The 17,893-nt window shown below is 63.5% G+C and carries 19 protein-coding genes; 8 read left to right on the top strand and 11 right to left on the bottom strand.

The annotated features are described in order from the left end of the window. The first annotated feature begins 31 nt into the window (after window positions 1-31). Window positions 32-1,102 carry a GNAT family N-acetyltransferase gene (locus ACZ5Y5_RS09985; RefSeq protein ID WP_464808487.1) on the top strand — a complete coding sequence of 357 codons (1,071 nt, stop codon included), beginning with the start codon at window positions 32-34 and terminating at the stop codon, window positions 1,100-1,102. Here the strand turns inward: ACZ5Y5_RS09985 and ACZ5Y5_RS09980 are convergent. Both ACZ5Y5_RS09980 and ACZ5Y5_RS09975 read right to left on the bottom strand, forming a co-directional pair. Then, window positions 1,080-1,940: a cupin-like domain-containing protein gene (locus ACZ5Y5_RS09980; RefSeq protein WP_464808486.1), complete on the bottom strand. Its 861-nt coding sequence runs from the start codon at window positions 1,938-1,940 to the stop codon at window positions 1,080-1,082. The genes ACZ5Y5_RS09985 and ACZ5Y5_RS09980 overlap by 23 nt on opposite strands. Continuing rightward, entirely contained in the window at window positions 1,937-3,067 is a 1,131-nt protein-coding gene (locus ACZ5Y5_RS09975; RefSeq protein ID WP_464810517.1) for a GNAT family N-acetyltransferase, read from the bottom strand. Before ACZ5Y5_RS09975 ends, ACZ5Y5_RS09980 begins: the two co-directional genes overlap by 4 nt. A 191-nt stretch (window positions 3,068-3,258) precedes the next feature. Here ACZ5Y5_RS09975 and ACZ5Y5_RS09970 point away from each other — a divergent pair, with 191 nt between their 5' ends. The 4 genes from ACZ5Y5_RS09970 to ACZ5Y5_RS09955 all read left to right on the top strand — a co-directional run bounded on the left by ACZ5Y5_RS09970 (window position 3,259) and on the right by ACZ5Y5_RS09955 (window position 7,083). Beyond that, on the top strand, window positions 3,259-4,257 hold the full coding sequence (locus tag ACZ5Y5_RS09970) for an NAD-dependent epimerase/dehydratase family protein (RefSeq protein WP_464808485.1): 999 nt from the start codon (window positions 3,259-3,261) through the stop codon (window positions 4,255-4,257). Window positions 4,258-4,551: 294 nt separating this feature from the next. Then, window positions 4,552-5,559: a KpsF/GutQ family sugar-phosphate isomerase gene (locus ACZ5Y5_RS09965; protein ID WP_464808484.1), complete on the top strand. Its 1,008-nt coding sequence runs from the start codon at window positions 4,552-4,554 to the stop codon at window positions 5,557-5,559. A gap of 8 nt (window positions 5,560-5,567) precedes the next feature. Then, window positions 5,568-6,362: a 3-deoxy-manno-octulosonate cytidylyltransferase gene (locus tag ACZ5Y5_RS09960; protein WP_464810516.1), complete on the top strand. Its 795-nt coding sequence runs from the start codon at window positions 5,568-5,570 to the stop codon at window positions 6,360-6,362. Window positions 6,363-6,492: 130 nt separating this feature from the next. Further along, window positions 6,493-7,083 carry a histidine phosphatase family protein gene (locus ACZ5Y5_RS09955; protein ID WP_464808483.1) on the top strand — a complete coding sequence of 197 codons (591 nt, stop codon included), beginning with the start codon at window positions 6,493-6,495 and terminating at the stop codon, window positions 7,081-7,083. A 55-nt stretch (window positions 7,084-7,138) separates the two neighbouring features. Here the strand turns inward: ACZ5Y5_RS09955 and ACZ5Y5_RS09950 are convergent, their stop codons facing one another. The 4 genes from ACZ5Y5_RS09950 to ACZ5Y5_RS09935 all read right to left on the bottom strand — a co-directional run bounded on the left by ACZ5Y5_RS09950 (window position 7,139) and on the right by ACZ5Y5_RS09935 (window position 9,902). After that, window positions 7,139-7,939, bottom strand: coding sequence for a hypothetical protein (locus ACZ5Y5_RS09950; protein ID WP_464808482.1), 801 nt, complete (start codon window positions 7,937-7,939; stop codon window positions 7,139-7,141). Window positions 7,940-8,076: 137 nt separating this feature from the next. Next, complete coding sequence (locus ACZ5Y5_RS09945; RefSeq protein WP_464808481.1) at window positions 8,077-8,619, bottom strand: LptA/OstA family protein; 543 nt, start codon at window positions 8,617-8,619, stop codon at window positions 8,077-8,079. Beyond that, a complete protein-coding gene (locus tag ACZ5Y5_RS09940) occupies window positions 8,619-9,266 on the bottom strand; it encodes an LPS export ABC transporter periplasmic protein LptC (protein WP_464808480.1) in 648 nt (215 codons plus the stop codon). The genes ACZ5Y5_RS09945 and ACZ5Y5_RS09940 overlap by 1 nt, the downstream gene beginning before the upstream one ends. An 18-nt stretch (window positions 9,267-9,284) precedes the next feature. After that, window positions 9,285-9,902 (bottom strand): ribonuclease D, encoded by a 618-nt coding sequence (locus tag ACZ5Y5_RS09935; protein ID WP_464808479.1) that lies wholly within the window; start codon window positions 9,900-9,902, stop codon window positions 9,285-9,287. Window positions 9,903-10,140: 238 nt separating this feature from the next. Here ACZ5Y5_RS09935 and ACZ5Y5_RS09930 point away from each other — a divergent pair, with 238 nt between their 5' ends. Then, a complete protein-coding gene (locus tag ACZ5Y5_RS09930) occupies window positions 10,141-10,953 on the top strand; it encodes a cold-shock protein (protein ID WP_464808478.1) in 813 nt (270 codons plus the stop codon). 163 nt (window positions 10,954-11,116) lie between these two features. Then, window positions 11,117-11,977 carry a hypothetical protein gene (locus ACZ5Y5_RS09925; RefSeq protein WP_464808477.1) on the top strand — a complete coding sequence of 287 codons (861 nt, stop codon included), beginning with the start codon at window positions 11,117-11,119 and terminating at the stop codon, window positions 11,975-11,977. Here ACZ5Y5_RS09925 and ACZ5Y5_RS09920 read toward each other — a convergent pair. Further along, on the bottom strand, window positions 11,917-12,795 hold the full coding sequence (locus ACZ5Y5_RS09920) for a bestrophin family protein (RefSeq protein WP_464808476.1): 879 nt from the start codon (window positions 12,793-12,795) through the stop codon (window positions 11,917-11,919). The two genes, ACZ5Y5_RS09925 and ACZ5Y5_RS09920, sit on opposite strands and share 61 nt — an antisense overlap. A gap of 16 nt (window positions 12,796-12,811) precedes the next feature. Continuing rightward, a complete protein-coding gene (locus ACZ5Y5_RS09915; RefSeq protein ID WP_464808475.1) occupies window positions 12,812-13,054 on the bottom strand; it encodes a hypothetical protein in 243 nt (80 codons plus the stop codon). A 218-nt stretch (window positions 13,055-13,272) separates the two neighbouring features. On the opposite strand from ACZ5Y5_RS09915, the gene ACZ5Y5_RS09910 reads away from it, so the two are divergent. Beyond that, window positions 13,273-14,166, top strand: coding sequence for a LysR family transcriptional regulator (locus tag ACZ5Y5_RS09910; RefSeq protein WP_464808474.1), 894 nt, complete (start codon window positions 13,273-13,275; stop codon window positions 14,164-14,166). Window positions 14,167-14,223: 57 nt separating this feature from the next. On the opposite strand, the gene ACZ5Y5_RS09905 is transcribed toward ACZ5Y5_RS09910, so the two are convergent. From ACZ5Y5_RS09905 to ACZ5Y5_RS09895, 3 genes are read right to left on the bottom strand one after another with little or no spacing between them, the layout of a single operon-like run. Beyond that, entirely contained in the window at window positions 14,224-15,543 is a 1,320-nt protein-coding gene (locus tag ACZ5Y5_RS09905) for a cell wall hydrolase (RefSeq protein ID WP_464808473.1), read from the bottom strand. Window positions 15,544-15,561: 18 nt separating this feature from the next. Beyond that, window positions 15,562-16,491, bottom strand: a complete 930-nt coding sequence (cysK, locus tag ACZ5Y5_RS09900; RefSeq protein ID WP_464808472.1) for a cysteine synthase A — start codon at window positions 16,489-16,491, stop codon at window positions 15,562-15,564. Then, window positions 16,488-17,792: an MFS transporter gene (locus tag ACZ5Y5_RS09895; protein ID WP_464808471.1), complete on the bottom strand. Its 1,305-nt coding sequence runs from the start codon at window positions 17,790-17,792 to the stop codon at window positions 16,488-16,490. The genes cysK and ACZ5Y5_RS09895 overlap by 4 nt, the downstream gene beginning before the upstream one ends. Between the last annotated feature and the right edge of the window lie 101 nt (window positions 17,793-17,893).

Here is a 17,893-nt window from a genome sequence, read left to right as displayed (position 1 = left end):
CGCCCCGGCGGCTCTGTCACAAGGGGCGGCGATGGCTCTCCACGCCCACTTCTCCCGCTTGCCCGATCCAGCCGAACTGGCGCCCCGCTGGCAGGCGCTGGAGGTGGCGGCGGACGCATCCTTCTTCCTGGGTTGGACCTGGACCGGCAGTTGGCTGGACAGCTACGGTGTTCGCCCGGATTTGCTCGCGGTTACGGATGACGAGGGGAGTGACGTCGCCCTCGCGCTCGCCAGTCATGCCATGCAGCCCCGGCTGCTCGGCCGCTGCGCCACCCTTTCGCTCAACCAGTCGGGCGATCCCGCCGCAGATCGGCCCTTTGTCGAATATAATGGCCTGCTCACCGCGCGGGGCAGGGAAGGGGAGGCGGTCCAGGCATTCCACAGCGCACTCCTGCGCCGGGCCGATTGGCGCACCCTGCGTCTCAGCGGCATCGCGCCGGACTCCCCCTTGCTCGGCCTGTCGCTGCGCCGCGCGACGCGCCTTGACCGCTCGCCCGTCTATCAGGTGGATCTGGGCGGCGTTCGCACTGCCGGGGGCGATTATCTCTCGCTGCTCAGCGCCAACAGCCGCAGCCAGATCCGCCGCGCGATGAAGGATCATGGCGGCCTTCCCGGCATCGCCGCCGCCCAGAGCGCTGCAGAAGCCGATAGCTGGCTGGAAGAAATGCGCGTCCTCAATGAGGGCCGTCACGCGGACAATGCCTGGTCCGATCCCGCCTTCCGCCGCTTTGTCGCGATGCTGGTGGAGCGCGGCCGCGCCAGCGGCGAGGTCGAACTGCTCCGCTTCACCGATGACGGCGGGGTAGTCGGCCTGCTCGTCAATTTCATTCATCGCGGGCAGGCGATGAACTATCAGTCCGCCTTCGCCGCGCCGCGTTCGTCCAAGGACAAGCCCGGCCTGCTCTGCCACGCCGCCGCCGTAGCCCATTATGCCGATCGCGGCCTTGGCCTCTACTCGCTGCTCGCCGGCAAGGACCGGTACAAGCATAGCCTCGCCACCTGCGAAGAAGCGCTGGAATGGTGGCAGATTGAACGCTTCTCGCCCCGTCTGGAGGCCGAAGCGCTGCTCCGTCGTTTGGCTAAACGCCCAGCTTCCGCATGAGCCGATAGGCGAGCCGCCGCACGCCCTGCCGCTCCGGCCGCGTCCCGATCCGCCCAACAGGCAGTCCGCGCCGCCGCAGCACCGCATTAAGGCCATGCAGTTCGCTCTCCGCCACGCTGCGTTCCGACCGCCAGGTCACTGACAGGCTGACCGATACGCCCGCGCCATTCTCCACGAAATGCGGAGCCTTGACCGGCACATGGATGGCGTCGCCCGGCAGTAGCGTGACCGCCGTCCCGCGCCCGCGAAATTCTTCCCGCCACACAAGGTTGCGATGACCGCCTGCATGGAAAACTTCGCTCTGCTCCGCAGGCACCAGTTCTTCATCCCCGGCGGGGAAGACGGTCATCACTTTCTCGCCTTTGATCTGCAGCAGGATATTATGCTCCGGGTCCATGTGGAACGGCGTCACACTCCCCGGTGAGGAGAGGAAGATGAACGCCTCCCGGTTCAGCATTGGGCCCGTCCACAATTCCACCAGAGGCGTCAGTTCCCGCAGCGCCGCGTCCAGCAGCGCGCCATAGGCTGCGTCCCGCTCGACATTCTTCAGCACCGCCCAACTGCCATTGGTTTCGATCGTCCGGATCGTCTCGCCCAGGCTCAACCCGTTCGATGGCGTCTCCTCCGGCCGTATGCCCAACGGCAGCTTGCCCAGATTATATTCGACCGAGGCCGCAGGCATCCGCTCCGCCAGCCCTGCCAGCGCCTCGATTGTCAGTAGCGGGTGCCCTGCCAGTTCATGCGTCAGCTTGACGGCCGCATCCGGATAGGCGGCGGCAAACACGCCTCGCGCTTCATCCGAAAAGACGCGCGCGGTGATCGGCGAATGAGCGGTCATGACAATCCCTTCACGCGGCTGGCGATCGCCTCCGCTCCATTGGCGATCGCAAAGGCCGCCGCGCGCCCGATCCGATCCAGGCCCCGCCCGCGCAGCGCGATGCGATATTGCACGATGGTCCGCCGCTCGGCCCAAAGGCTGTCGATCATCGGATGGTCCGCCGCCGCGCAGCTGTCCATCCAAGCAATATCCGGATCGCCTTGCACCGCGTGCAAGTTGGCCAGCTCGATCAGCACGCCTGGCGAAAAGCGGCCGAGTTCCTCGTCAAAGGCGATCTTGAAGGAGAATGCGCCCTCGCCATGGCGGAAATTCGCCAGCATCGCGATCGGCCTGCCGTCCAGATCGATCCGCAGGAAATGCAGCCGTCCCGCATCAAAAGCGGCTGCGCACGCTGCCCGGAAAAAGGCCGCGTCGCTCCCTGAACAAGCCAGCGCCGTGCCTTCATTCCCCTTCCAGCCCGACGCCTCCAGCGCCAGGAAATCGGCGCACCAATGCGGCAGCTCCGCGCGGTCGGTGAGCAGCCGCTGCTCGACTGTCCCCAGCTCCGCGAGGCGCTTCTGCAAGCGCCTAATCTCCTTGCGCTTCTTCGCGCGCACATGCGTTTCCCAATAAGTTTCGGCATCCAGCGCCGACCGCAGCATCGCCCGGTCATAACGATGCACCTCCCGCCGCCCGCGCCGCTGCTCGACGCACAACGCCTCCAGCGCCGCAGCATTGGCGCCTGCTGCGTCCAGCCCCTGAAGATACAAAAAGCCCGGAGCCCAATGGGCAGCGTCCAGCTGCGCCAGCAGCCCCCGCCACGCGGCCAATTCCTGTCCCCGCCGGATCAGCGGCGCGCCGAAGAAACAATGGTCGTGCATCCAATTGCTCACGCACGCCACCGGCAAGCGCCCATGACGCGGAGCAACCGTCACCGGCAGCAGCCCGATCAGCTCGCCTTCCGCCTGCGCCTCCACCAACCGCACGCCCGCCGCGCCCGCCAGGTGATCGAGTGCCGCGCACAGCATGTCGGGGGCGTAAAAAGCGTTGGCCTCGGCTGCTTCGGCCGCCAGCTTCGTCCAGCGCGCACGCTGCGCCGGACCATAGGCGCGGCTGCCGCTGGCGAGGGGATGGGATGCCATGTCCATGGAAAAAGCCATAAGCATCAATGATTAGGGAATGACTAAACTGACTCATTTGGGTCAGCCGTCCGCCTCTTTGGGGGAAAGCCCTTTACATCGCTCGCGGGATTGTCTCCTTACAAGAGAGCTAAGATCCCACCGCTGAAAGAGATTCCCATGGCGACCGACCCGATCCTGTCACGCGCGGCGGTGGCTGCATGACCATCCTCGTCACGGGAGCGGCCGGATTCATCGGCATGGCCGTCGCAGACCAGCTGCTCGCCGCCGGACGGGCGGTCATCGGCATCGACAATATGAACGACTATTATCCGGTCTCGCTCAAGCGCGACCGGATCGCTGCGCTGCAGCAGCGGCATGGCAAGCTCTTCACCTTCGCCGAACTCGACTTTGCCGACATGGACGCGCTGAAGGCTGCGCTGGCGGACCAGACGGTGGAGGCGATCATCCATCTGGGCGCGCAGGCGGGGGTGCGCTATTCGCTCATCAACCCGCATGCCTATGTCCGCTCCAATCTGGCGGGGCATGTCAACATGCTGGAACTGGCGCGGGAGCGGCGGGTGCGGCACCTCGTCTATGCCTCTTCCTCGTCAGTCTATGGCGGCAATGACGTGCTGCCTTTCCGCGTCGAGGACCGCGCCGACCATCCAGTCTCGCTCTATGCCGCTACCAAGCGCGCCGACGAACTGATGAGCGAAACCTACGCGCATCTTTTCCGTATTCCCATGACGGGCCTGCGCTTCTTCACCGTCTATGGTCCGTGGGGCCGCCCCGACATGGCGATGTGGATCTTCACCAAAAAGATCCTCGCCGGGGAGGCCATCCCCGTATTCAATCATGGCCGGATGCAGCGCGACTTCACCTATATTGACGACATCGTCAGCGGCGTTATCGGTTGCCTCGATCATGCGCCCGCCGACGATGGCGCGCCAAAGGCAGGCGGCAGCCGCTCACCGCACCGGCTCTACAATATCGGCAACAATCGGCCAGAAGAGCTGATGCACCTGATTTCGGTGCTGGAACAAGCGATTGGGCGCAAGGCAGAGATTGATTTCCAGCCGATGCAGCCGGGTGATGTACCCGCTACTTTCGCCGACATCAGCGCGATCGCGCAGGATATCGGCTTTGCCCCGACGACGGGAATAGAGGTCGGGGTGCCACGCTTCGTTTCCTGGTATCGGGACTATCACGCATCCTGATCCGCAGTAAAAAGCGGGCCAATACGCGCGCGCTTGGTAAAAGTTCCCGTTACCTACAAATAAGCAATAATTTGCAGCCGATGTGGCAATAAAGGCGCGTAAATTTTCATTCGCATCAGCAAAATGAATTGCCATACCGCTCTCAACCAGCCTATTTCCTTCGGCGGGGTCGGCTTGCAGCCGAATACGGGTCGCGAAATGAGGTAAGGGCGGTGCGCCAGACATGGTGACCGCTGCCATGATGGGCCAGTACGGGAAAACCCGGCGGCGCAACATGGAAAAAAGGGCGAACACGTGTCGACAGTATCGAAAATCGTGCCTTTCGGTTCAGGCAGCCGCATCGTTGAAACGGCCTGCAGAACCTTGTCAATCGCATCCAATGGGCTGAACGCGCTCGAAGCCAAATTCACCGATCGCGATTTCGCGGCAATCTTCCTGCGCATGGTCGGAATGATCATGAATGTGCGGGGCCGCCTGATCGTCACTGGCATGGGCAAGAGCGGCATCGTCGCGCGGAAGATGACCGCGACGCTGACCTCGACCGGCACGCCCGCCATCTTCATGCACCCGGCCGACGCCGGTCATGGCGACCTGGGCATGGTAACGCCGGACGATATCGTCCTCATGCTGTCCCATTCGGGTGAGTCCAACGAACTTGGCCCCATCATCCAATACTGCAAGCGGTTCGGCATCCCGCTGCTCGGCCTGACCGCGCGGGCGGAAAGCACCGTAGCCACCGCTTCGGATGTCTGCGTGCTGCTGCCTGCGGTGCGCGAAGCTTGCCCCAATGAACTGGCGCCCACTACATCCACCACGGTGCAGATGGCCTTTGGCGATGCGCTCGCGATCGCCCTCATGGAAATGCGCGGTTTTTCGGCGGACGACTTCCACAAATTCCATCCCAATGGCCGGCTCGGCGCTCAACTGCTTAAGGTGCGCGATCTGATGGCGGCTGGCGACGCGGTGCCACGCGTGCGTGAAGACGCGTCGCTGCTGGACGCCACGATCGAAATGACGCGTGGCCGGCTCGGCGGCACGGCCGTGGTGAACCAGAGCGGCGAGCTGATCGGCGCGTTCACCGATGGCGATTTGCGCCGCACCGTCACCGGCACCCAGCATCTCACCGAAGCCGTGGGCCAGTTCATGACCGTGCCGCCGCTGTCGGTGGGTCCGGATGAGCTTGCGTCGGAGGCTCTTCGCCTCATGCATCTGCACAACATCACGCTGCTCTTCGTTTGCGAAGGCGGGCATCTGGTGGGTGCGGTTCACATGCACGACCTGCTGCACGCCGGGGTCGCCTGAACAGCATCATCGTCATCCCGGCGCGGGCGGGCTCATCCCGTTTGCCGCGCAAGCCGCTGCGTCTGATTGCCGGGCGCACGCTGCTGCATCGGACTATCGCCATGGCCCGCGCCGCGACCGCAGGGCTGGCTGATACGGATCTGGTCGTCGCGACCGATGATCGGGAAATCGCCGACCATGCCCGTGTGGCAGGTTGCGCCGCCGCCATGACTGACAGCGCGATCGCCACAGGCTCCGGCCGCGCGCTAGCAGCCGCGCTGCAACGCCCCGCGCCGCCAAGCTTCGTCGTCAATCTGCAAGGTGATTCCCCCTTTCAGCCGCAAAGTGCGCTCCGCGCCGTCCTTGCTGCGCTGCATTCGGGCGCGAAGGTCGCGACCCCCGTCATTGCGCTCGATTGGCCCGCTCTCGACGCCCTGCGGGATCACAAGCGCCGTTCCCCTTTCAGCGGCACCACGTGCGCCCGCGCTCCTGATGGCCGCGCCCTGTGGTTCTCCAAAAACATCATCCCCGCCATCCGTAACGAAGACGCCCTGCGCTCCAGCCAGCCGCTCTCGCCGGTCTGGCGTCACGTCGGCCTCTATGGCTACGCGCTCGACGCCCTCACGCGGTTCGAACAGTCTCCGCCGACCGCGCTCGAAAATCTCGAAGGGCTCGAACAGCTGCGCCTGATCGAACTCGGCATCCCCATCACCACCGTCGCCATCGACCCGCCGCTTTTCGACAGCTCCGGCATAGACACCGAAGCCGACATCGAGCGCGTCGAGGCCTTGATCGCCACCCACGGCGACCCTACGCCTCCCTGACCACTTCCGTTCGTTTCGAGCGAAGTCGGGAAACCGTTTCCACAAGATACTCAACCCCCGTGCGGGCTGAGCCTGTCGAAGCCCCTTTCTCCCCGTTCAATTCCACCGCACAAAGCCCTAAACCAACCTTATGCGCCGCATCTTCATCATCCGCCACGGCAACACCTTCGAAAGCAGCGCCACCGCCTGCCGCATCGGCGCGGGTACGGACCTGCCGCTGGTCGAAAGCGGCCGCGCCCAGGCCGACCGCCTCGGCCAATGGTTCGCCGCCCAGAAACTCGCCATCACCAGCCTCCACAGCAGCCCCCTCCAGCGCGCCACTGAAACTGCCGCGCGCATCGGCACAGCCATCGCCCGTGCCCCTGACGGCACGCTCCTTTGGCTCAATGAAATCGACCATGGTCCCGATGAAGGCCGCCCCGAAGCCGAAGTAGTCGCGCGCATCGGCGAACAGGCTCTTGCCGATTGGGACGAACGCGGCATCGCTCCCGATGGCTGGACCGTGAATGCGGAAAGCCGCATCGCCGCCTGGAAAGACTGGTTCGCGCGGAAAGGAGAGGGCGTGGACCTGCTCGTCACCAGCAACGGCGCTGCCCGCTTCGCCCTGCTCGCGCTTGGCCTCTCAGCTACCTCTTTGAAGTTGCGCACCGGCGCTTTTGGCGAACTTCGCGTGGCCGAGGACGGGACCGTGACCCTCCAAGCCTGGGATCAACGTCCCTAGAAACTCCCTCTTCCCTTCAGGGAAGAGGGGCCGCGCCAATCTCAAAACTCCGACCTCACCCCACCGGGGCCGCACTCGCGGTCACCGGCTGCATCACCGCAGGCTTCGCCTCCGGAGCCGCCGCGGGCTTATCCGCAGCCTGCGCCGCTGGAGCAGCCTTCAAGCTTGCCGCCGCATTCTGCAGCGCCACAGCCGCCGCCTCCAGCGCCGCAGCCGCCGACACAGGTTCTTCCGCCTTGGCGCTGGCCGCCGCAGCCGGGGCTGCTTCCGTCGCCGTGATCGCCTCATGCGGGACAGCTGTTTCCGCTACCACCGCGGCAGCAGGCGTTGCTTCCACCACAGCCGGAGCTGCCTCGGCCACAACCGGCGCCGCTACAGCCTCGCACAGCTTGTCGATGCCCAGTTCGCTTTCAGAGAAGTTCATCGCCAGTTGCGGCAATTCCCGGTCCTGCGCGCCCGTCGCCAACGTCAGCAGCGTGTCCGTCATCTCGCAATAGCTCTTCGCCTGCACCAGTCCGGAATGACTATTTCCCAGCCGCGTATTGAAGGCTTCATAGGCGCGCTCCCCCTCGGTGATGCCGTTTACCCGCATGAACCGCGTCTTCAGCACATTATTGTAACTGCTCAGCAGCCCGCTTTTCTTCGCGGTGAACGTCTCATATTTCCCGGTAATATCCTTGTTCACCGCCTTGCAGCGCAGCGCGCCCAGCATCAGCATGATGTGCAGATCCCGGACCTTGGCGGCTTCGACTTCATAGGATTGCCAGCACTGCCCCGCTTCCGAGGCGGCTGCCTGGACTGAAGAGAGCGCAACGATACAACAGGCGGCACCTGCCGCCATCCGCAACCGTGACATGATGGACCTCGCAGAATCGAGAGACGACCCCGCTGATTCCTACTCTATCACTTTGCCTTTAAATTGCCATGATTCGTCTGTTGACAGTGGCATTTTTGCCGCAGCCACACCCTCAACTCGCCGCCGCCGGAACGACCTTAATTCTTCCGCTGCGGCACCGTGAAAGTGCCCGACACGCGCCCGCCCGAACCGCCGCTCACACCCGGAGCGCCGCCGCCCGAAGACCGGCCGTCCACCGTCGATCGCCCGCTGGTCAGATCGATCACCAGCCGTCCGCCGGTCAGCCGGTTCGCTCCCTGGGTCAGCGTCACATTGCCGAGCATCGTGATCAGCCGGCTGTTGAGGTCATAGATCGCCACATTGCCGCGCGCGGTTTCATTGCCCTTGGTCACGACGACATTGCCCGACGCATCGATCCGGTCGACCTCCACGCCGTTGCCAGCGCCATTGCGGTAGGCCACCGTCATGCGCGCCGCGTTCAGCTTCATGCCCGCCTGCGTCACTTCGACATTGCCCGACACGACCACGCGGTCGGCGCGGTCCTGCACCTCGATCCGGTCGGCGGTGAAATTGACAGGCGCGTTGCTGTCATGATTCTTCAGCACCTGCGCCCCGGCGCCGGCATAGATCATGGCCGCGCCCAGCGCGCCGGTCGACAGCAGGATCAGCGATCTCTTCATCACTTCTGCCCTTTGATGCCATTTTGTTCGATGCGCAAGCTTGCCCTGCCGTTCAGCGTCACGGTCCGCGCGCCCAGGTCCGCTTCCAGATGGTCGCCGCTGAACGTGCCGATGGGTATCCGCCCATCGACCCGCCCTGCGCTGCGCATCCGCCGGGTCTTGAGGTCAATGCCCACGTCGCGCGTCGTCAGCCTGTATCCGCCCGCCGCCTCGAACTGCACCGGCCCGTCCACTGCGACCCGCTCGCTGTCCATGTCATAGCGGCCCTTGCGCGCGTTCAGCACGGCAGGCCCTTCGGACAGCAATATCCGCGCCGACATGTCATTCAGGTCGACGATCGGCTCGCGCGAGCTTTTCTGCACCGCGCTCCCCGCGCGCAGGGAAAAGGGCTGCCCCTTGCCATCCTCGCCGCGATAGAGCGCCTCGGTCACGCGCATGCGTTCCTTCGCCACCTCGACCTTGTTCTTGTCGAGCACGAAACTCACCTTGTCCCCGCCGGTGAAGGGCGCCGTCACCAGCAACGCCGCCAGCACGCCCACCGCCATCGGCAACCAGTTCTTCAGCCGCGCGACCAGCCTGTCATGGCTGCCGCCCGGCCGCGCCCAATGACGCCTGGCGTGACGTTGCTGTTCGGCCTGAATGGACATGAAAGCGTGCCGCTACCCTCACATATGCGCGAAGATGTCGATCTCCGGCCAACCCGCCAGGTCCAGCTCGGCCCGGTGAGGGAGGAAATCGAAACAGGCCTGCGCCAGTTCCATCCGGCCTTCGCGCACCAGCCTTTTGTCCAGCTCAGCCTTCAGCGCGTGCAGATAACGCACGTCCGACGCCGCATAATCCTTCTGCGCGTCCGACAGGGTGGGCGCGCCCCAGTCGCTCGACTGCTGCTGCTTGCTGATTTCCTGCCCCAGCATTTCGCGCACCAGTTCCTTGAGGCCATGCCGGTCGGTATAAGTGCGGATCAGGCGCGACGCGATCTTGGTGCAATAGACGGGCGCGGCCACCACGCCGAGATAATGTTTGATCGCCGCAATGTCGAAACGGCCGAAATGATAGAGTTTCAGCCGCTCCGGATCGGCCAGCACCACGCGCAGGTTGGGCGCTGCATAGTCGCTGCCCGGGTTGAAGCGCACCAGATGCTCATCGCCCCGACCGTCGCTGATCTGCACGACGCACAGCCGGTCGCGCGGGGTGATAAGGCCCATGGTTTCGGTATCGACGGCGACGGGGCCGGGGGCGAGGACGCCTTCGGGCAGGTCCTCTTCATGAAAATATACGCTCATCAAACCCCTCTATGGCGAAAGCGGCTGTAACTCAATCGACGCTTTTGGCTGTGCCGAAAAGGGCGCAGCCTGTCCCATTCCCGGAAATGTGGCGGCAATCGGGCTAAAAACGTTCGCGTGGCCCGGAAAAGTTGATATAGTGATTCCCAAACCGCATGTGTTGCGGTGGATTCTGCATGTCTTCGCCCGGCATGTTTATCCGTTATCGTATGGGCGAAGCGAAAGTGACCAACAGGGCATGAGTTTTGATAGAGGTCGCCGCGGCGGGCGCGGCAAGGACAAGCGCGACAGTTTCGGCGACGACAATTTTTACGGCGGCGATCGCGGTGGTTTCGGTGGTGGTTTCGATCGCGGCGGTTTCGGCGGTGATCGTGGCGGTTTCGGCGGTGGTGATCGCGGCGGCTTCGGCGGCGGTGGCGGCGGCGGCTTCCGTAGCGGCGGTGGCGGCTTCGGCGGCGGCGGCGGTGGTGGTTTCGGCGGTGGCCGTGGCGGCGGCATGCCTGCCCAGGTCGTTGGCGAAGGCACCGGCGTAGTCAAATTCTTCAACGGTCAGAAGGGCTTTGGCTTCATTGTCCGTGACGATGGCGCGGAAGACGTGTTCGTCCACATCAGCGCTGTCGAGCAGGCGGGCCTCACCGGCCTGGCCGAAGGTCAGCAGCTCGGCTTCACCCTGGTGGATCGTGGCGGCAAGATTTCGGCGACCGACCTCAAGATCGAGGGCGAACCGCTTCCCGTTCAGGAACGCGCGCCCCGCGAACCCCGCGCAGGCGGCTTCGGTGGTGATCGTGGCGGCTTCGGCGGCGCGGAGCGCGGCCCGCAGCGTCAGCTGACCGGTGAACGCGCCAGCGGCACCGTGAAGTTCTTCAACGCGATGAAGGGCTTCGGCTTCATCCAGCGCGACGACGGCCAGCCCGACGCGTTCGTCCACATCAGCGCTGTGGAGCGTGCAGGCATGTCCGCCCTCAACGAAGGCGACCGCCTGGACTTCGAACTGGAAGTCGATCGCCGCGGCAAATACGCTGCCGTGAACCTTCAGTCGAAGGCCGACTAAAAGCGCACCCGACCGCTTTCGCGGAGAGGATAGAAGGGGTCGCCTGCCCGGCGGCCCCTTTTTTGTTGGATAGGTATCGGCTGGCTTACCAGATAAACACCGACAACGCCTGCAGCCTGTTTTCTGACTATTACCACGTAAGCGTTCACTGCAGCGAGCTAGTATGGCCGAAGCACAATCGTTAAACGTCACGCTTAATCCAGCTGGTGTCGCTGCCCCTGCTCAACGAGCAGCTATTTTAGCCAGTCAAGTTGTAGCGACTACGCTTCGTGCTCTTGCCCAGGACGATCTATCCCCTCCTGACATGCGGGGCGGTCATTTGGGATATCAGTTTAACGGTCCTGAAATGACCAGCGACGAACGCCGCGAAACATATCAAAACTGGATATTGAGCAAGGGCTTTCAAGATATCGCTCGTGGTGTTCGCGAAACTTTAGAAGAAGCTGTTTTATTCATATCTTTGATCGAACGAGCGCCGGGCATGACGACGCTCGAGCAGTTCGAGGCAGATGTGGCAGTTATTCGGGCGGACGCAGCAAAGCCTCATTTCCCCAAGTTGCTCGAAATCGTAAATGCCGGCCTTTCTGAACCCTTAACTTTTGATGCAGAGTTCTTGTCGTTACAGAGAGTACGCAATTGCCTTGAGCATCGAGGCGGGCGTGTAGGCCCGCGTGATGTGGATGCGCACAATCTGCTAACTCTCAGTTTCCCTCGACTTCGCGTATTCTATCGGCGCGGCGAGGCAGAGGTGGAGATCGCTCCTAGTGAGGTGATTGATACGCATGAGATCAATGACCTGACACTGGTGGGGAAGGAGGTGCCGATTTACATCAGTCGCGTCACCCGCGTTCGAACCTATACGCTGGGGGAACCAGTTGTTATCTCCGCGTCAGATTTTTACGAGATTGCGATGGCCTGTCATATTTTTGCGGACGATCTCGCAAGAAAGCTGCCCACGACACCTCACCACAAAACCCCATCCACCGGCACCACCAACGGCGGCGGCTCTTTCCCCAGTGCCTGACACAAATCCCCCTCGATCATCGTCGTCACGCTGGTCAGCGGCAGGTCGTGGACGCTGTTCGCGAACGGGTCGACCAGATCGTCGCCAATCTGCAGCACTGCCAGGAACATGAAGCCCGCCACGGCCGACCCGAATGGGGTCGCGACACCTAACGTCTCGACCAGCCCGATCGGCAGCAGGATGCAGAACAGCCGGGTGAAATATTTGGGGAAGCTGCGATATTGGGCGGGGAGGGGTGTGTTCTTCAGCCGCTCCATGCCGCCTTGCGCATTGGACATATCGACCAGCAGCCGCTCGATCTGGCTCTGCTGGATCGTGTCGATCCACCCCTTGCGCACCGCGTCCGCAATGCGCTTGCCCGATCCGTCGAGCAGGCCGTTGGCCGGGTTGCGCCGGTTCAGCGCGTCGATATCCTCGCGGTCAAGGATGCGCCTGACCTCCACTGCCGGGTCCTGCTTGCGCAACTGGCATCGCAGCGCATGCACATAGGCGATGTGCCGCACGACCAGTTCCTGCGCCAGCGGCTTCGCCTCATCGGGCAGATAGGCCAGCACCGTGCGCGTGAAGCTGCGCGACACATTGACCATCGCGCCCCACAATATGCGCCCTTCCCACCAGCGCTGATAGGCCGCGTTCACGCGAAAGCCCAGCACCAGCGCCAATGCCGTGCCAAAGATGGTCAGCGGCAGCGCAGGCGCCTTGAAGGGGGAAACGAAATAGAAAATGGTGACCGCCAGGTCCCAGAAGAACAGAGCGATCAACGTGCTCCATGCGCTCTGGAAACTCTGGCGGATGCGCGGCGTCCGTCCGACGATCATTCAGTGTGTCTCTTTTTCAGGCCAGATCGGGCTCCATCCCTTCATCATCCAGTTTCAACCAGGCATGACGAAGGGCCAGGCTCCCCATGATCCCCACCGCTTTCAGGGTCGAGGCATAGACAGTGGGCGTCCAGTCGGCAAGCGCGAGCGCCAGGCAGATCAGGCCAAGTCCCATCGCCGCATAAATGGGCAGCGCCTCCAGATCGTTCCACCGGATCGGCGGGTCGGCCTTGGCCGGTGCGGCAATCAGCGTCTTCATCCATCACTCCGTCACATGGGCGTCGAAGTCGCGGAAAATGATGCGCTGCAAAAGCTTTGGTCAACGCGGCTCATGTCCTGCAAGCCAGCCTTGCGTCCCGCGTGAGATTAGCAAAAGCGTTACATAACGGTGGCTTGTCTGCCATGTGGCAATGAAAACTCATCATCTCGCAACAGCTATCCTATTGCGGCGCAGCATTGTCATCTTAGCTTGGATCAATGGCCGATCGCTTTTCCGAAATTCTCTCCTTCGTCAAAATCGCCGAATCCGGAACGCTCTCCGAAGCGGCGCGGCGGCTCGGCCTCTCGCTTGCCGCGACCAGCCGCCGCCTCTCCCAACTGGAGGCACGGCTGGGCGTGGCGCTGGTTCGCCGCAACAGCCGCCATTTGTCGCTGACGGACGAGGGCGCCTTTTTCTACGAGCGGGCAGGGCGTGCCCTTTCCGACATGGACGATATAGAGGCGGAGGTGATGCGCCGCGCCACGGAGGCGTCGGGCCGGTTGCGCGTCGTCACGACCATCAATGTCGGCCGCACGCGTCTGGCCCCGCTGTTCCGCCATTATGGCCTGCTTCATCCCGATGTGGCGGTTCATCTCGAAACTGTCGAGCAGACCCCGAACATCGTCGAGAGCGGGCATGACATCGCCATCTATTTCGATCCGCCGCCGGACTCGTCGCTCAAGATGAAGTGGCTGACGGACAATCCGCGCCTGCTTTGCGCCTCGCCCGCCTATCTGCAACGTCGCGGGTTGCCCGCCAGTGTGCAGGACCTCGCCCTGCATGACAATGTCGTCGTGGGACCGGTGCAGCAGGAAATCTGGCGCTCTATCGCGGGGGAGGGGGCTGCGCCGCGCGCGACGCTCACCACCAATGATGGGGAACTGGCGCGCGCCTGGGTGCTCGACGGCGCGGGCATCGCGATCAAATCCTCCTGGGAGGTCGCCGATGATATTGAAGCCGGGCGTTTGCAGCCGGTGCTACCCGGCGTCAGCCTCCCTGCCTCCACCATCGCCGCGGTCTATCTCCCCGCGCAGGGCGAAACCGCGAAGGTCCGCTCCTGCCTGGACTTCCTGGCCCGGCATCTGAAAGACCCCAAACCCGCGCTCTTTTGAAAATAGGAAAAATAGGATTCTGATCCGCTTTTTCAAAAACCCGTTTTTCTCGCTATTTCATTCATTATTTCCAGTAACCGGCACCGTCGGCGGCACGATCTTCACCGTCTCGAACCGTTCCTTCCGCCGCACCCCGGTCAGCGGCGGCGGAACATTTACCTGCTCCACCGGCACCCGCTGCCGCATGCAATCCGCCTTGTTTTCCCGCGGATTCTGCTGACAATTCCAAAGCGCCCGCTGCAATCCCGTCGCGGCATTATGGATATAGGCAAAGCTCATGCTTTCCATCTGATCCCCCGACAGCGGAAACCCTGTCGGCGCGCTCCCCGCTCGCCACGCCATGATCCGGCATTCCGGCCGCCCCGCGCAAAAAGTCTGGGCCATCATCGGCCAGCTATCCGGCGCCGCCGTCTTGCTCAGTTCAACCAGGAAGCTTTTCGCCCCCGGCGCAATCGCTATCAACCGCACTCCGCCCATGATCCGCCCCAGCGAATCCACCCCGATCGTCTCTTGCGGCTTTGCGGTCAGCGCGGCCAGCGCATCGCCGCCTCCGGGCAGCAGCACGCCGGGCGCGCCGCCAATCCCCTGCTGGTGCGCCGTGGACAGCCGGGCGATCTTGGGCACCACCGGCTCGATACTCTCACGCCCCAGGCGGAACGCGGGCGGCGTCCCCCACCATCCCCGCCAACGGAAGAATAGATGCGTTCCAACCGCCGCGATCTTGTCCAGGCTCCCGCTCCAATAGGGCACCACCCAGTCGGTATGATAATGGGTGGCGTATCCCACCGGCTTGAACACCTTGCCCGCCAGCGCCGCCCGGGCGATCTCCCGAGCCCGGTCCCAAGCCGCCTGGCCCGGTGTCCGCGCCAGCGCACCGTCGCAGGTGAAGGTAAACTGGCAGCCTGTCGATCGCTCCTGTCCTTGAAAGACGACGCCGCACACCGTCTTGGGAAAGGCCGGATGTCGCACCCGGTTCAGCACCACCTGCGCGACCGCCCGCTCGCCGACCGCGTCGTCGCCCGCCTCGTAGAGTTGCGCTGCGGCCAGGCAGTCCGTCGCCCGAGCCAGATCGGCCTCTGACCCCACAAAAACGAAGGGCCGCGCTGCCGGATTGGGCAGGCGGGAAAAAGGCACCGCTTCGTTGAATGCCCGCGCCTGATCCCGATCGAGCGCATAAAGCTCCACCGGCTGCACGACCGGCGCAGCGGTCGTCGGCCGCCGCAGCCGCGCATGCTGGACAAGCGCCGTCCGCGCCGCATCGGCGGCAGGCGCACGCGCTTCCCACCGTGCCACCAGCGCAGGCAGACCGGCGAACAGCAAGAACCATATCAGCCACATCGCCCGATGCGGCTGGCTGCTGATGTTAGTGTCGGTCATGCCTGCTCCGGCGCGAACCTATTCGGGCAGGAAGTCGGGAACCGAAAGATAGCGTTCACCAGTGTCATAATTGAACCCCAGAACGCGGCTACCCGCCGGAAGCTCCTTCAGCTTCTGCGCGATCGCGGCCAAGGTCGCGCCCGAAGAGATGCCCACCAGCATGCCTTCTTCCCGTGCTGCACGGCGGGCATATTCCTTTGCATCCGCCGGATCGACCTGGATGACGCCGTCCAGCAACTGCGTGTGCAGGTTGGCTGGAATGAAGCCCGCACCGATCCCCTGGATGGGATGCGGACCGGGCTGGCCGCCGCTGATGACCGGGGAGAGGGTCGGTTCGACGGCATAGACCTTGAGGCTGGGCCACAGCTTCTTCAGCACTTCGGCAGCGCCGGTGATGTGACCGCCCGTGCCCACACCGGTGATCAGTACATCGATCGGGCTGTCCGCGAAGTCCGTCGCAATCTCTTGCGCCGTCGTGCGGACATGCACATCGATATTGGCGGCATTTTCGAACTGCTGCGGCATCCATGAGCCGGGCGTCTGATCGATCAACTCGAGCGCCCGCTCGATCGCACCCTTCATCCCCTTCTCGCGCGGCGTGAGGTCGAAGGTCGCACCATAGGCAAGCATCAGCCGCCGCCGTTCCAGCGACATGCTTTCCGGCATGACCAGGATCAGCTTGTAGCCCTTGACCGCCGCCACCATGGCCAGGCCGACGCCGGTATTGCCCGATGTCGGCTCGATGATGGTGCCGCCGGGCTTCAGATCGCCGGACGCTTCGGCCGCCTCGATCATCGCCAGCGCGATGCGATCCTTGATCGACCCGCCGGGATTGGAGCGTTCCGACTTGATCCAGACCTCTGAGCCCGCAGGCGCGTCGGCAAACAGGCGGCTCACCCGGATATGCGGCGTGTTGCCGATGGTTTCGAGGATATTGGCAGCTTTCATAGGACCTTCTCCTGGCTGATGTCCGCCTCCCGTAAGTCGGGTGGGTCAAAGGTGCGTGCAAGGCGCAGTTCGGGAAAAAGCCGCGCCCATAAGATTGTGATAACGATCGCGCCGATCCCGCCGCCGATCACTGCGGCCACCGGGCCGACCAGAGCGGCGAGGAACCCCGACTCCGCTTCCCCCAACTCGTTGGAGGCCGAGATGGTGAGTTGGGACAGGCTCGATACCCGGCCGCGCATGGAATCAGGCGTATGTAGCTGGATCAGCGATTGCCGTACATAGACTGACACCATGTCCGCTGCGCCCAACAGAAGCAGCGCGGCGATGCCGATCTCGACAGCGATATTCCGGGGCATGAAGGCCGTACAACCAAAAAGAACGGTGGCGAGGCCAAAGACCACCACTGCCGCTAGCATCTTAAGGCCCACTTCCGATTTCATCGGACGGAAGGAGAAGAACAGCGCCACGACTCCGGCTCCGACAGCGGGTGAAGCGGCAAGATGGCCAAGGCCCGTCGAGCCGATCTTCAAAATGTCGCGCGCATAGATGGGCAGCAGCGCAGTCGCGCCTGCCAGCAGCACCGCAAAGAGATCAAGTGTGATGGTGGACAGCACCAAACGGTTGGTGCGGACATAGGTCAGGCCGTCGATCATCTGCCGGACGGGATGGCGGCTTGTGTCGCGTGGCGGTTGCGGAACCGGGCCGATTAGCAGCATCCCGGCGAGGGCGACCGCGAACAGCGCCGACGCCATCGCATATGCGCCCCAGGAGGTGATTGCATAAACATAGCCGCCAAGCGCTGGGCCAATGATCATCCCCGCCTGCCAGGCGACGCTGGACATGGCGATGGCGTGCGGCAGCACATCGCGGGGGACAAGGTTCGGCGCGAGCGCGCTATAAGCAGGCCCGTTGAATGCGCGTGCGATGCCGACGATCGCAGCGATGCCGAAAATCAGGGGCAAGCTGACCCAGCCTTCATAGGTCGCAAAGGCCAGCAGCCCCGACGCGGTCATCAGCAGCGCCAGCGTCAAACGCGTTATCGTGCGTCGGTCGAAATGATCCGCGACCCAGCCCGTCATGGGGGTGAGGAAGAAGAGTGGAACGAACTGAGCCAGGCCGATGAGGCCAAGCTGCGCGGCGGCGCCCGACGTACTCATGCTTTCCCGGGCGACGTTATATGCCTGCCACCCGAGGACCGTCATCATTCCATATTGCGCCAGGACCCCGGCGAGCCGCCCCAGCAGATAGGCCCTGAAATCGCCGAAACTCAGCGGATGGCGTGGATGGGCAGGGGCCTTCATGTGATTTTATTAGCGCCTGCACCACGATACGCAACTGCGCGAGTAGAGAATGGAGGCGGCAGTTTTTTGCAACCGCACAAGTGCTGCTTTATGCCTGCGCC

This window comes from Sphingobium sp. TomTYG65 (assembly GCF_055395525.1).
The sequence above is the reverse complement of the archived record's forward strand: the minus strand, read 5'-3'. Positions and strand labels throughout refer to the sequence as shown.